Origin of the sequence: Acidovorax sp. (assembly GCF_027492855.1) — a bacterium.
Lineage (GTDB): Bacteria > Pseudomonadota > Gammaproteobacteria > Burkholderiales > Burkholderiaceae_C > Acidovorax.
Window position 1 is genome coordinate 52289 of record NZ_JAPUDY010000067.1, and the last position, 13540, is coordinate 65828.

Here is a 13540-nt window from a genome sequence, read left to right on the forward strand (position 1 = left end):
CGGGCATGCCCCAAACACCCGCCCCCCGAGCCACGGCCGAGCGGGGCCTGCAAACCATCTGGCAGACGCGCGGCCCGGCCGCCTGGGCGCTGTGGCCGGTGTCGCTGCTGTATCGCGCCCTGGTGGCGCTGCGCCGGGGGCTGTACCGCACCGGCCTGCTGCGCGCCGAGCACCCCGGCCGCCCCGTCATCGTGGTGGGCAATGTGATCGCGGGGGGCGCGGGCAAGACCCCGGTGGTCATCGCACTTGTGCAGCACCTAAAGGCCCGTGGGCTGCGCGCAGGTGTGGTCTCGCGTGGCTACGGCCGCAGCGGCCAGGACTGCCGCGCGGTGCTGCCCGACAGCCTGGCCAGCGAAGTGGGCGATGAACCCTTGCTGATCGCCCGCAGCCTGGGCGGTGGCAACGCCGTGCCGGTCTTCGTGGCCCCGCGCCGCATCACCGCAGCCCGCGCGCTGCTGGCGGCCCACCCCGACACCGACGTGATCGTCTGCGACGACGGCTTGCAGCACCTGGCGCTGCGGCGCGACCTGGAAATCTGCATCTTCAACGACGAGGGCATTGGCAACGGCTTTCTGCTGCCCGCAGGCCCCCTGCGCGAACCCTGGCCGCGTCGCGTGGATTTTGTGCTGCATGCGGGCAACGCCGCCCCCCAGGAAACGCAGGCCCCGGCGTTTGGCCTGCAGCGCCGCCTGGCGCCCCATGCACGGCGCTCCGACGGCAGCCAGGTGCCATTGGCCAGCCTGCGCGGCCAGCCCCTGCACGCACTGGCCGCCGTGGCGCGGCCCGGCGACTTCTTTGCCATGCTGCAGGCCGAGGGCCTGACGTTCGCGCGCATCGAGGCCTTGCCGGATCACTATGATTTTGATAACTGGCAGCGCTTATCAGACAAGCGCCATCCCTTGATTTGCACCGAAAAGGATGCCGTCAAGCTGTGGTCCCGGCACCCTGACGCGCTGGCCGTGCCGCTGGCAGTGCACGTCGATCCCCTCTTTTTTGACGCCCTGGATACCCGGCTGTCGGCGCTGCTGCCCACGGCGGCGGCCCCCAAGCCGCCGCTATCATCCCCTTTTGCCTGAACGAACCCGCTCCATGGACCCCAAACTGCTTGAACTGCTGGTCTGCCCCGTCACCAAAGGCCCCCTGACCTATGACCGCGAGGCGCAGGAACTCGTCTCGCGCAGCGCACGGCTGGCCTACCCGGTGCGCGACGGCATTCCGGTGCTGCTCGAAAACGAAGCCCGCACGCTGACCGACGAGGAGCTGGAGCGGTGAACAGCACAACGGCTTTGGCGGCAGGCAGCAGCTTCACCGTGCTGATCCCGGCCCGCATGGCGTCAAGCCGCCTGCCCGACAAGCCCCTGGCCGACATTGCCGGCCTGCCCATGGTGGTGCGGGTGGCCCAGCGCGCCGCACAAAGCGCCGCCACCCGCGTGGTGGTGGCCGCCGACGACGCCCGCATTCTTGCGGCCTGCGCAGCCCATGGCGTGCAGGCCGTGATGACCCGTGCAGACCACGCCAGCGGCAGCGACCGGCTGGCCGAAGCCTGTGCCCAATTGGGGCTGGATGGCGACGACATCGTCGTCAACGTGCAAGGCGACGAGCCCTTGATGGACCCCGGCCTCATCAACGCCGTGGCGGCCCTGCTGCCCGCGAGGCCCGAGGCCAGCATGGGCACGGCCGCCCACGCCATTGCCTCGCCGGCCGACTACGCCAACCCCAACGTGGTGAAGGTGGTGCTGGACGCACGGGGCCTGGCGCACTACTTCAGCCGCGCGCCCATTCCCTTCGCCCGCGACCATGCGGGCACCGCCTGGTGGCAAGGCGCCGCACAAGCCGCAGCCCCTGGGGTGGCCGCGCTGCAGGGCTTTGCGCCGCTGCGGCACATCGGCATCTACAGCTACCGCGCGGGGTTTCTGCGGCAGTTTCCGCAGCTCGCCCCTGCCCCCACCGAAGCGGTCGAGGCCCTGGAACAACTGCGTGCGCTCTGGCACGGCCACCACATCGCGGTGCATCTGGCGGCCACCGCACCCGGCCCCGGCGTGGACACGCCCGAAGACCTGGAGCGGGTGCGCGCGCTGCTTGGCTAAACCCTCTGCCGCCCTTGTGCGCGCCCCCTTTTGGAGAGCGTCACCTATGTAAGTCAGCGCAAGGTAGTCACATGCTATCCTCGCCCGCAACCAGAGCACCGCATCCCGGACGCACAGAATGGCCAGAGGCGCCCTTCGAACGCCCCTGCCAGCGGCGCCACCCGATTTCTAACCTTCGAGGAATTCCATGAGACTGATTCTGTTGGGCGCGCCTGGCGCCGGAAAGGGCACGCAAGCCACGTTCATCTGCCAGAAATACGGCATCCCCCAGATCTCCACCGGCGACATGCTGCGCGCAGCCGTCAAGGCGGGCACGCCCTTGGGGCTGCAGGCCAAGGCCGTGATGGACTCGGGCGCCCTGGTCAGTGACGACATCATCATCGGTCTGGTCAAGGAACGCATCACGCAGCCCGACTGCGCCAGCGGCTTCCTGTTCGACGGTTTCCCCCGCACCATTCCCCAGGCCGACGCCATGAAGGCAGCAGGCGTCAAGCTGGACTACGTGCTCGAAATCGACGTGCCCTTCGACGCCATCATCGAACGCATGAGCGGCCGCCGCTCGCACCCCGCCAGCGGCCGCACCTACCACGTCAAGTTCAACCCGCCCAAGGCCGAAGGCAAGGACGACGTGACCGGCGAAGAGCTGATCCAGCGCGAAGACGACAAGGAAGAAACCGTCAAGAAGCGCCTGCAGGTCTATAGCGACCAGACGCGCCCCCTGGTGGACTACTACAGCAACTGGGCCAAGGCCGAGCCCGCAGCAGCCCCAAAATACCGTGCCATCAGCGGCACGGGTGGCGTGGAAGAAATCACCGCCCGCGCCTTGCAGGCACTGGCCAGCTGATGTACGGGGGCTGACCACTGATCAGCCCCATCGACGGCCTCAATTCGATGCGGCGACGCCCCACAAGGGCGTCGCTTTTTTCATGGTGCAGCAGCGCCCTGCGCCGCACAGGTCTCTGTCAGCCCGCGCGCAGCAAATCAAGCACCAGCGCCACCCGCGCCTTCACCGGCGACAACCCCCGCGAGTCTGGGAACACATCTCCCGGCTTGGGCAGCACCTGCCCCTCGGCGCAGCGGGTGGCACGCACCACCTGCACCCCCGCATCCTGCGCGCGCAGCAAAGCGGCCTCCAAGGCGTGGTGAATGGTTCCGTTGCCGGTGCAGGCCACCACCAGGCCTTGCACCCCGTCGCGCACCAGGGCATCCACCCCTCGGCCCGTGGCCCCGGCATGGCTGACAACCACTTCGACCCAGGGCCATTCGCCAGCATTTGCTATATTTTCAATAGCACCTTGCGATTGACCAACCTGCGCTAGAGGCCAATTTTCTACCAAACGCACCCGCCCCTCCTCCACCCATCCCAAAGGCCCGGCATCGCCCGAATGAAAGGCATGCACTCGGTAGGGATGCGCTTTTTGCACGTAACGCGCACCGTGGATTTCCCCGGCGGCCACCAGCATCACTCCCGTGGCGCCGGGGGCCTGCACCACGGCCACGGCATCAAGCAGGTTCTGCGGACCATCGGGCGTGAGGGCCGTGGCGGGGCGCATGGCGCAGGTCAGCACCACGGGCTTGCGGGCATCCAGCACCTCGTGCAAAAACCATGCGGTTTCTTCCAGGGTATCGGTGCCGTGCGTGATGACCAGGCCCCGCACCTCAGGGTCGTTCAAATGGTGCGCGCAGCGCAAGGCCAAGGCCCGCCACACCGCGCAGTCCATGTCCTTGCTGTCGACCTGGGCCACCTGCTCCGCCACCAGTGCGCCACCCGCCATGGCTTGCAACCCCGGAACGGCAGCCAACAGCTGTGCCACCCCCACCTGGGCAGCGGTGTAGCCAATGTTGTCCCCCGCCTGCGCCGAGGTGCCTGCAATCGTGCCCCCGGTGCCTAAAACCACAATTTTTTGCCCACTCACTTGCATACTCCGAAAAACTGGTGAAAAATACAGTTACTGGATTAAAAAACAGTTATTCATCACTGTAACCGCCGCCACCGGAAACCACCATGCTCGACAACCCCAAACTCACCGCCCGCCAGCAGCAGATTCTGGACCTCATCCAGACCGCCATCGCGCGCACCGGCGCCCCTCCAACCCGCGCAGAAATCGCGGCCGAGCTGGGGTTCAAGTCGGCCAACGCCGCAGAAGAGCACCTGCAGGCCCTGGCCCGCAAAGGTGTGATCGAACTGGTCAGCGGCACGTCGCGCGGTATTCGCCTGCGTGGCGACACAGTGCGCTCCATCAATGCAGCGCGTGGCAACCAGTTCAGCCTGCCCATTCCGGGCCTGTCGCAGCTGGTTCTGCCCTTGGTGGGGCGCGTGGCGGCGGGTTCTCCCATTCTCGCGCAGGAGCATGTAGACCAGACCTACAGTGTGGAAAACAGCCTTTTCCAGCACAAGCCCGACTACCTGCTCAAGGTGCGCGGCATGTCCATGCGCGACGCCGGCATCATGGATGGCGACCTGCTCGCCGTGCAGTCCACGCGCGAGGCACGCAACGGCCAGATCATCGTGGCCCGCCTGGGTGACGATGTCACCGTCAAGCGCCTGCGCCGCACCGCCACCGCCATCGAGCTGCTGCCCGAAAACCCCGACTACCCGGTGATCGTGGTGCAGCCCGGCGAACCCTTCGAAATCGAAGGCCTGGCGGTCGGCCTCATCCGCAACACCATGCTGATGTAGGCCCCAGCCCCTGCTCAGGCCACACCGCGGGTGGCGGGCGTTTGGTGTGCTGGCAACGGCATACCAGCCCTGCGGTGCTGGCCCCATGCCATGCCACAGGCCAATGCGAACGCGGCCACGATTGCCGTCTTGCGGTGCAGCACCCAGCTGCAGTGCAGGCGCCGTCACGCCCGTTATCACCCGGCCAAGACATGGCATGAAATCACTTAGCAATCCTGCCTATGTTCAACCCCCGACTTTCGGAGTTTTCACATGGGAATCGCCTTGCTCACTCTTCCAGCCCTGCAGAACCCGCTGCGCAGCCTCAAGCGCCTGTTCTTGCACCACGCCACACGCGATACGCACGCGGGTGGCGCGCCCGTGGGCCAGATGGACAACATGGGCCATATGGGCCATCATCGTCCAGCCGCGGCCTTGGCATCGGCCCAACAACCGGCCTGGGGCACCCAGGCCCCTCATGGCGACGATGAAGCCGCCACGTCTTTGCCGCCCCCCCGCCCCACAGGCACCCAGGGCCCACGCCCACTGCGTGGCAACTGGCCTTTCACCGTCAGGCCGCCGGTTCGTACACCCGATGCTCCCACCCGGCAAACCACAGCCGCCCACCGATCCTTTTTACCCATGCCATCCATGGGCCATGGCAGCAACAGCGGTAGTAGCCGCCACGCCTTTTTTGCATCGCTGGCGGCCGATGCCGGCACGCACCGGTCTACCAGGGTCCTTCGGCGTGCATCAGACACCGGCACCGGGCGTCTGGTGATCGCGGGCCGCATGGCCGACGTGTGCGCGGAACTGGACCGCATGGCGGCCTCCGAGGCCGTTCAGGCGTAGATTCCGCGCCAGGCCTTGTCGCTGCGCTTGCGGCGCCCGGTGGCAAATGCATCGGCCACACCAACACTCCGTCACCAAAAGTCGGGGCGTTCGGTGCGCCAAGCGGCCATCCGGCGCGGTGCGGCTTTCCTTGCCAAGGCACAATGTCGGGATGAATATTGTGATCCTCGACGACTACCAAGACGCAGTGCGTAAACTGCACTGCGCCTCTCGGCTCGACGCGTACACCGCCAAGGTTTACACCAACACCGTCAAGGGACTGGGCCAACTCTCCGTGCGGCTCAAGGATGCCGACATCATCGTACTGGTGAGGGAGCGCACCCAGATTACCCGCCAGTTGGTCGAAAAGCTGCCCCGACTCAAACTCATCGCCCAAACAGGCAAGATTGGCAGCCACATCGACGTGACCGCGTGCACCGAACGCGGGATTGCAGTCGCCGAAGGGGTCGGCTCCCCAGTGGCACCTGCAGAGCTGACATGGGCGCTTGTGATGGCGTCCATGCGCAGGTTGCCCCAGTACATCTCCAACCTCAAGCACGGCGCCTGGCAGCAGTCCGGGCTGAAAACGGCCTCCATGCCCGCCAACTTTGGCCTGGGCAACGTGCTGCGCGGCAAGACGCTGGGTATCTGGGGCTACGGACGCATCGGGCAACTGGTGGCGGGCTACGGCCGGGCATTTGGCATGAACGTGCGCGTATGGGGCCGGGAGGCCTCACGCGCACAGGCGCTCACAGACGGCTACCAGGCGGCCACCACGCGCGAAGAGTTTTTCTCGCAGTGCGACGTGATCTCGTTGCACCTGCGGCTCAACGACGAGACCCGCGGAATCATCTCGCTCGAAGACCTCTCGTGCATGAAACCCACATCGCTGCTGGTCAACACCTCGCGCGCCGAATTGATCGAACCCGACGCTCTCATTGCCGCCCTCAACCGTGGCCGCCCCGGCATGGCAGCCGTTGACGTGTTCGAGAGCGAACCCATCCTCCAAGGCCATGCCCTGCTGCGGCTGGAGAACTGTGTTTGCACGCCCCACATCGGCTATGTCGAGCAAGACAGCTATGAGCTTTACTTTGGTGCAGCCTTTGACAATGTGGTGAACTTCATCAAGGGCACACCCACCAACATCGTGAATCCGGGCTCCTTGCAGGTGCGGCGGTAGTCTGGACAGCCGCCTCAACGCACAACACACAACACCGGGCAAAAAAGAAAAGACTCCCCCGCTTTTCACAACAAAAAAGGCTTCCCGAGGGAAGCCTTTTTTGCTATCTGCAGGGCACCTAGGTGCCTTGCAGAACGAGCCGCTCTATGAATTACAGAGGGGTCTTCTTGCCGTCTTTGTAGACGTACAGCGTGATCGAAGGGTTCTTCATTTCGCCGTTGGGTTCGAAGGCGATGGCGGAGGTCACGCCCTTGAAGTTGGCCTTGGCCAGTTCGTTCACGTACACCTTGGGGTCCACGGAGTTGGCGCGCTTCATGGCGTCGACCAGCAGGAACGTGGCGTCGTAGGTGTAGGGGCTGTAAACCTGGAACTGGCCAGGGTACTTGGCGTCGTACTTGGCCTTCCAGGCCGTGCCGCCAGGCATCTTGGCCAGCGAGGAGCCGCCTTCAGCGCAGATCACGTTGGCCAGGGTCTTGGCACCAGCGGCCAGCTTGGCGATTTCCGACGTGCAGACGCCGTCACCACCGAAGTACTTCACGTTGCCCATGCCCAGTTGTTCCATCTGGCGCAGCATGGGGCCAGCTTGTGGGTCCATGCCGCCGTAGAACACGGCATCAGGGTTCTTGGACTTGATGGCGGTCAGAATAGCCATGAAGTCAGTGGCTTTGTCGGTCGTGAACTGCTCGTCCACCACCTTCATACCCTTGGCGATGGCCGTCTTCTTGAACACATCTGCCACGCCTTGGCCGTAAGCGGTACGGTCGTCGATGATGGCAACGGTCTTGAGCTTCAGCGTGTCCACAGCGTAGAACGCCAGACCAGCGCCCAGGGCGTTGTCGTTGGCGATGATACGGAACGTGGTCTTGTAGCCAGGCTTGGTCAGGTTGGGGTTGGTGGCAGCGCCCGTCACCATGGGGATACCGCAGTCGTTGTAGACCTTGGATGCGGGGATGGTGGTACCGGAGTTGAGGTGACCGACAACGCCGGCAACCTTGGAGTCGCACAGCTTTTGTGCAGCGGCCGTGCCTTGCTTGGGATCAGCTGCATCATCTTCGGCTTGCAGCTCGAACTTGATCTTCTTGCCGCCGATGGTGACGCCTTGGGCGTTCAGTTCTTCAATGGCCATGCGGGCGCCATTTTCGTTGTCCTTGCCGTAGTGAGCTTGGGCGCCGGAAACCGGAGCCACGTGGCCGATCTTGACCACCTGCTCTTGTGCAGAGGCCACACCGGCAACAGCTGCGATAGCAGCAACCACGGTCAGTTTCAACTTCAATTGCATATCAATCTCCAGTAAAGATAAACGCTGAGAATGTTCTTGTGTCTCAACGCAGGGGAACATATCGCAATTTACGGGCCAGATCATTAGGGAACACGATTAAATGGAAGGGAAACCACAGGGGAATACCCTGTCATCCTTTTGCAGCCGTGGTTCCGCCACTGGCCAGCTCATCCGCCACGGCCTCATACACGGCGTGGCGAACCACCGATTCGATCTCTTCTCGCAGGCGCGGCAGGACCGATCTTGTCTGCTCTTGCACCACTGCGGCGATCGCTTCGCGCAAACGTTGATCCAGAACACCATCCACACGCTGCATGACGCGGTGCACCATGTACTCTTCCATGCCATCGGGCAAAGGGCGGGCCATGGCTGGTGCAGCGCGCTCCGCGACCTTTGCCGCAGGTACCGGGCTGTGGAGAGCAGGAATCACATCCGGTGCGCGCGGCGGATTGATTGACCCTGGCGTCACCGGGGCAGGCACACGCCCCGTGGCCAACACGGAAGGCGGCGCGACGACAGGTCGAGGCGCGGCAGGCGACGACGGGGCCGCGCCCAAGGGCTGCGGTGCAACGGCCGGAGCCGGACGGGCCGGGGGCATGACCGGGGCACGCGCCACGGGAGTTGCCACACTGGGCGGCACCACCGGCGCGCCGGGCACCTGCACCACTTCAGTGAGCGTTGGCACAAAGCGCGGAGGCGTCTTGGGGGGCTGCACCATCACGCGCCTTTCAGCACCAGGTCGTGGCGCGTGATGGCATAGCCCCTCGCCGCATAGTGGCGCCAGCGCGCGCGCGCTTCGGCCCGGTCGGCTTCGTCCTGGGCGCTCACCACTTCCACCAGCCGGTCAAAACGCCCGAAGCCTTCGGGGACTTCCGCGTTCAGGTTCAGCAGCACCTCGTGGTGCGGTGCCGAGCGCGCATCCACCGCCAGCACCACCGGTGACGCCAGGACCAGTTCCTCGTCTGCATCGCTGCGGCAATGGGCCACGAAATCCTGGGGCGCCATCGCCCAAAGCATGCGGTCCAGCGCCTCCAGCGCCTCTACAGGCGCAGCGATGACCAGGCGTGCCCCGCTGCGCTGCACTTTGCGCGCAAAGCGGCAGGCATAGGCCAGTTTGTCTGGTGCATTGAAGTGGAAGGCAACTTCGGTCATGGTGTGATCAGGACGCTGCCTTGGCCCGAGGCGCGCGCTTGGCTGCGGGTTTTGCGGCAGCGGCACCCGATGCGGCCGCATTCTTCTTGCCAACCTTGGCATGGGCCTGGCCCAAAAGATAACGCACCAGCAACCCCACAGGCCGACCCGTGGAGCCTTTGGCCGCCCCACCGCGCCATGCCGTACCGGCGATGTCCAGATGCGCCCAAGGCATGTCGCCCACGAACTTCTGCAGGAACTTGGCGGCCGTGATGGCTCCGCCCGCGCGGCCCGCCACATTGCCCATGTCGGCAAAGTTGCTCTTGAGGCCATCGGCATAGTCGTCGTCCAGGGGCATGCGCCAGCAAAGGTCTTGCGCGGCCTCGCCCGCCTCCTGGAGCGCGGCAGCCAGGCCTTCATTGTTGGCAAACAGCCCGCTGCGCACGCCACCGAGCGCAATCACGCAGGCGCCGGTCAGGGTGGCGATGTCCACCACGGCGGCAGGCTTGAAGCGAGCCGCATAGGTCAGCGCGTCGCACAGCACTAGGCGCCCTTCGGCGTCGGTGTTCAGAATCTCGATGGTCTGGCCGCTCATGCTGGTGACCACGTCGCCGGGTTTCACCGCGCGCCCGTCCGGCATGTTCTCGCACGCAGGGATCAGGCCCACCACGTTGATGGCGGGCTGCAACTCGCCCAGGGCGCGGAACGTGCCCAGCACGCTGGCAGCACCACACATGTCGAACTTCATCTCGTCCATCTCGGGCGCGGGCTTGATCGAGATACCGCCCGTATCAAAGGTAATGCCCTTGCCCACCAGCACCACAGGCGCCTTGCCCTTCGCGGCGCCGTTGTAGCGCAGCTCGATGAAGCGCAAAGGCTCTTCGGACCCGCGCGCCACGGCCATGAAGGCGCCCATCCCCAGGCGGCTCACCTCGGCTGGCCCCAGAACCTTGCATTGGATGCGCGGCAACTTGGCCAGCCCCTTGGCGGCGTCTGCCAGCAGGCTGGGGGTGGCATGGTTGGCTGGCCGGTTGCCCCACTCGCGGGCAAACTCCACACCCGCCACCAGCGCCACACCGCTGTCAAAACCTTCGCGAACCTCTGTGGGATTGGCGATACCCACCACGCAGCGGCCCAGGCTGCGGGCCTCAGCCTTGGACTTGGTGGTGGTATAGACGTAGCTGGCCTCCGCCACTGCCTGCACGGCGGCGCCCACGGCATCACCCGTGGCCGTGCCTGCAAAGCACAGCACCACGCGCTTGGTCTGCGGGGCCTTGATAGCGCCTCCCACGGCCAGCACTGCCTGGCGCAACGCACGGGCCGAGCCGTCGCCTGCCCCCACCAGCACGACCCGGCGCGCCGCCACCGCAGGTACCTGGTACAGCTGCAACTGCTTGCCTGCCTTCAGCGACAGATCCCCGCTCTTGAGCGCCAGCGCCGCCAGGGCAGACAGGGCATCCGGCCCCGGTTTGAAGCCCTCGGGAAGCAGCACGACCAGCAGGTCGCATTTTTCCGAAGCAGCCGCCGTCAAATCAAGGGTCTTGAGATCAAAGTTCATAATCGGTGTTTTCCTTTTGAGCGTGCTATGCACTTTGGTGCGCACGCGAAAGTGCATAGCACGCTCCAAGCCAATGTTATTCGATTCATCCCTTCGCAAGGAGCTGGCGCGCAGCTTCGGCGCGACGCTGGTAGTGCTGGTGACCGTGGTCATGACCATGATGCTCATCCGCACCCTGGGCCAGGCATCCAAGGGCAGCGTCAGCCCATCTGACGTGATGCTGGTCATGGGCTACACCGTGCTCGGGCAACTGTCCACCATTCTCAGCCTGAGCCTGTTCATTGCCGTGGTGGGCACGCTCTCGCGCATGTACCGCGACAGCGAAATGGTGATCTGGTTTGCCAGCGGCCGGGGCCTTATCAGCCTGGTCAAGCCCCTGGTGCGGTTTGCCTGGCCAGTGATGCTGGTGATTGCCGTGCTGTCGCTGCTGGTGTGGCCCTGGGCCAATTCGCAAATCCAGGAGCTCAGAACCCGCTACGAGCAGCGCAGCGACATCGACCGCATTGCACCCGGAGAATTCCAGGAGTCATCGAACGGCAGCCGGGTGTTCTTCATCGACAAGGACAGCCCCGACACGCAGGCTGCCAACAACGTTTTCATCGCCTCCAACGATGGCCGGCGCGAATCCGTCACATCCGCCCGCAGCGCGCGGCTGGAGGTCCAGAACGGTGAGCGCATGGTGCTGCTCAGCGACGGGCAGCGGCTGGAGAGTGCGCAAGACAAGCCCGGCATGAAGATCAGCGACTTTTCCGAATACGGCACCCGCATCGGCGCTGCCGCGCCAGGCTCGGCCGAAGAACTTGCAGTGAAGACCCGCACCACCTACGACCTGCTTCGCGAGCCCCTGCCCGCCTACCAGGCCGAGTTGGGCTGGCGCCTGGGGCTGGCGCTGGCGGCGCTCAACTTCGTGTTGCTCGGCCTGGCTGTGGCCAGCGCCAATCCGCGCGCCGCGCGCAGCACCAGCCTGGTGTTCGCTCTGTTCGGATTCATCGTGTACTACAACCTCATGACGCTGGGCCAAAGCTGGGTCGGCGCGGGCCGGATGGGCCTTGCGAGCTTCATGGTGCTGCTGCACGGCGGCATGCTGGCCGTCTCGCTGCTGGTGCTGGCCGTGCGGCACAACCAATGGACAGTGCGGCGCCTGTGGGCACCACGGCCTGCACGGTCATCGGAAGGGCGGCCCGCATGAAAACCATTCGCCGCCTGATCCACCGCGAAGCTTTGTCTGCCGTGGCCTTCGTCACGGTGGGTTTTCTGGCCCTGTTCTTTTTCTTCGATCTGGTCGATGAGCTGCGCTGGGTGGGCCGCGCCGGGGCCGAGGGCTACCAGCTCTCGCACGCCCTGCTGTTTGTGGTGCTGAGCATACCCAGCCACCTCTACGAGCTGCTGCCCATTACCGTTCTCATCGGCACCATCTTCGTGATGGCCCGCCTGGCCCAAAGCTCCGAGTTCACCATCATGCGCACCAGCGGCATGGGCCCTTGGCGCGCACTGCGCACACTGGTCACACTGGGTGGGGCGTTTGCCATTTTGACCTTTGCCGTGGGCGACTACCTGGCCCCCCTGACCGACCGCACCGCCCAGCTCATCAAGGTGCGCTACCTCGGGCGGCTGACCACAGGCGCCACGGGCGCCTGGCTCAAAGAGCGGCAAGAAGACCATTCCTTCGCGGTCAACGTGCGCGCGCTCACACCCAACAGCGGCATGCTTGACGTGCGCATTTTCGAGTTCGACGAAAAAGGACGGCTGGCCTCGCAGACGCGGGCCGCCACAGGCCAGTTCGGCCCGGACGGCACCTGGACGCTGGAGACCGTGCAGCGCAGCCGCTTTGAGCACAGCACCGACAAAAGCGAAGCACGTGTCGAGCACCTGCAAGCCCCCACCCTGGCGTGGCCCACCCGCATCAGCGCAGACATGGTGGCCGCTTCATTGCTTAAACCCGACCGCATGGCCACGCTGGATTTGTTCCAGTTCATCCGACATCTGAACGCCAACGCCCAGTCCTCACAAAAGTACGAGATCGAGTTCTGGCGCAAGGTGTTCTACCCCCTCTCCTGCCTGGTGATGGTGGTGCTGGCCCTGCCCTTTGCTTACCTGCATTTCCGCTCAGGCGGCATTGCAGGCTATGTGTTTGGCGGTGTGATGGCAGGCATCAGCTTTTTCCTGCTGAACAACGTATTCGGCTACGCAGGCAACCTGCAGAACTGGTCGCCCATGCTCACGGCGGCGGCGCCGGGGCTCATCTACTCGGTGCTGTCGCTGGCCGCCTTTGGCTGGCTGGTGCTGAGGCGCTGACCCCGCAGCCATGCACAGCGCCATCATTCTGTTCTCCCACGGCTCCCGCGACCCGCTCTGGCGCGCGCCCATGGAAGCCGTGGCCGCGCGCATCGCCACGCACCAGCCCGGCCGCAGCGTGGCCTGCGCCTACCTGGAGCTGAGCGCCCCCACGCTGGCAGAAGCCGCCCAGCAGCTCATCGCCCAGGGCGCGGCCAGCGTGACGGTGGTCCCCATGTTCCTGGGCACCGGCAAACACGCCCGCGACGACCTGCCCCTGCTGGTGCAGACCCTGCGCGCCACACACCCTGGCGTGCAGTTCCATGTGCAGGCCGCGATTGGCGAAGACCCGCGCATGACCGCGCTCATGGCCGACATAGCCTGCGAAGAAGCGCCGCTGGACTGAAATTTCAGACCCAAGTCCGATATCCCTTAGATGATTGAAGCATAATGATGCAAATCTTTAGGCGATATCAGATATGAATCTGCACCAATTCCGCTTCGTTCAAGAGGCTGCGCGCCGCAACCTCAACCTGACCGA

Annotated in this window: 15 protein-coding genes; 10 read left to right on the forward strand and 5 right to left on the reverse strand. The window is 65.1% G+C overall.

The features are described 5' to 3' along the window. The first annotated feature begins 5 nt into the window (after nt 1–5). The 4 genes from lpxK to adk all read left to right on the forward strand — a co-directional run bounded on the left by lpxK (nt 6) and on the right by adk (nt 2931). Entirely contained in the window at nt 6–1076 is a 1071-nt protein-coding gene (gene lpxK / locus Q0105_RS13000) for a tetraacyldisaccharide 4'-kinase (protein ID WP_298212429.1), read from the forward strand. 13 nt (nt 1077–1089) lie between these two features. Next, the gene (locus Q0105_RS13005; RefSeq protein ID WP_056165650.1) at nt 1090–1272 is read left to right on the forward strand and encodes a Trm112 family protein; all 183 of its coding nucleotides are present in this window, start codon (nt 1090–1092) and stop codon (nt 1270–1272) included. Beyond that, nucleotides 1269–2087 (forward strand): 3-deoxy-manno-octulosonate cytidylyltransferase, encoded by an 819-nt coding sequence (kdsB, locus tag Q0105_RS13010; protein WP_298212434.1) that lies wholly within the window; start codon nt 1269–1271, stop codon nt 2085–2087. The genes Q0105_RS13005 and kdsB overlap by 4 nt, the downstream gene beginning before the upstream one ends. Before the next feature lie 187 nt (nt 2088–2274). Further along, entirely contained in the window at nt 2275–2931 is a 657-nt protein-coding gene (adk, locus tag Q0105_RS13015) for an adenylate kinase (RefSeq protein ID WP_298212436.1), read from the forward strand. A 118-nt stretch (nt 2932–3049) separates the two neighbouring features. On the opposite strand, the gene Q0105_RS13020 is transcribed toward adk, so the two are convergent. Further along, nucleotides 3050–4009, reverse strand: a complete 960-nt coding sequence (locus Q0105_RS13020) for an asparaginase (RefSeq protein ID WP_298212438.1) — start codon at nt 4007–4009, stop codon at nt 3050–3052. Nucleotides 4010–4092: 83 nt separating this feature from the next. Here Q0105_RS13020 and lexA point away from each other — a divergent pair, with 83 nt between their 5' ends. The 3 genes from lexA to Q0105_RS13035 all read left to right on the forward strand — a co-directional run bounded on the left by lexA (nt 4093) and on the right by Q0105_RS13035 (nt 6757). Further along, nucleotides 4093–4767: a transcriptional repressor LexA gene (lexA, locus tag Q0105_RS13025; RefSeq protein ID WP_056062380.1), complete on the forward strand. Its 675-nt coding sequence runs from the start codon at nt 4093–4095 to the stop codon at nt 4765–4767. A gap of 252 nt (nt 4768–5019) precedes the next feature. Then, nucleotides 5020–5598 carry a hypothetical protein gene (locus tag Q0105_RS13030; RefSeq protein ID WP_298212441.1) on the forward strand — a complete coding sequence of 193 codons (579 nt, stop codon included), beginning with the start codon at nt 5020–5022 and terminating at the stop codon, nt 5596–5598. 151 nt (nt 5599–5749) lie between these two features. Then, nucleotides 5750–6757, forward strand: coding sequence for a D-2-hydroxyacid dehydrogenase family protein (locus Q0105_RS13035; RefSeq protein WP_298212443.1), 1008 nt, complete (start codon nt 5750–5752; stop codon nt 6755–6757). A 151-nt stretch (nt 6758–6908) separates the two neighbouring features. On the opposite strand, the gene Q0105_RS13040 is transcribed toward Q0105_RS13035, so the two are convergent. From Q0105_RS13040 to Q0105_RS13055, 4 genes are all read right to left on the reverse strand, one after another. Continuing rightward, the gene (locus tag Q0105_RS13040; RefSeq protein ID WP_298212445.1) at nt 6909–8036 is read right to left on the reverse strand and encodes a branched-chain amino acid ABC transporter substrate-binding protein; all 1128 of its coding nucleotides are present in this window, start codon (nt 8034–8036) and stop codon (nt 6909–6911) included. A 130-nt stretch (nt 8037–8166) separates the two neighbouring features. Further along, nucleotides 8167–8754 carry a hypothetical protein gene (locus Q0105_RS13045; RefSeq protein ID WP_298212447.1) on the reverse strand — a complete coding sequence of 196 codons (588 nt, stop codon included), beginning with the start codon at nt 8752–8754 and terminating at the stop codon, nt 8167–8169. Further along, on the reverse strand, nt 8754–9188 hold the full coding sequence (locus Q0105_RS13050; RefSeq protein ID WP_298212450.1) for a DNA polymerase III subunit chi: 435 nt from the start codon (nt 9186–9188) through the stop codon (nt 8754–8756). Before Q0105_RS13050 ends, Q0105_RS13045 begins: the two co-directional genes overlap by 1 nt. 7 nt (nt 9189–9195) lie before the next feature. Then, the gene (locus tag Q0105_RS13055) at nt 9196–10725 is read right to left on the reverse strand and encodes a leucyl aminopeptidase (RefSeq protein ID WP_298212452.1); all 1530 of its coding nucleotides are present in this window, start codon (nt 10723–10725) and stop codon (nt 9196–9198) included. Between the two features lie 73 nt (nt 10726–10798). On the opposite strand from Q0105_RS13055, the gene lptF reads away from it, so the two are divergent. Genes lptF through Q0105_RS13070 form a run of 3 tightly spaced genes read left to right on the forward strand, consistent with a single transcriptional unit; the run spans nt 10799 to nt 13405 of the window. Further along, the gene (gene lptF / locus Q0105_RS13060; protein ID WP_298212454.1) at nt 10799–11914 is read left to right on the forward strand and encodes an LPS export ABC transporter permease LptF; all 1116 of its coding nucleotides are present in this window, start codon (nt 10799–10801) and stop codon (nt 11912–11914) included. Further along, a complete protein-coding gene (gene lptG, locus Q0105_RS13065) occupies nt 11911–13020 on the forward strand; it encodes an LPS export ABC transporter permease LptG (RefSeq protein WP_298212456.1) in 1110 nt (369 codons plus the stop codon). The genes lptF and lptG overlap by 4 nt, the downstream gene beginning before the upstream one ends. A 10-nt stretch (nt 13021–13030) precedes the next feature. Next, nucleotides 13031–13405 (forward strand): CbiX/SirB N-terminal domain-containing protein, encoded by a 375-nt coding sequence (locus Q0105_RS13070; protein WP_298212458.1) that lies wholly within the window; start codon nt 13031–13033, stop codon nt 13403–13405. Nucleotides 13406–13540 lie beyond the last annotated feature (135 nt).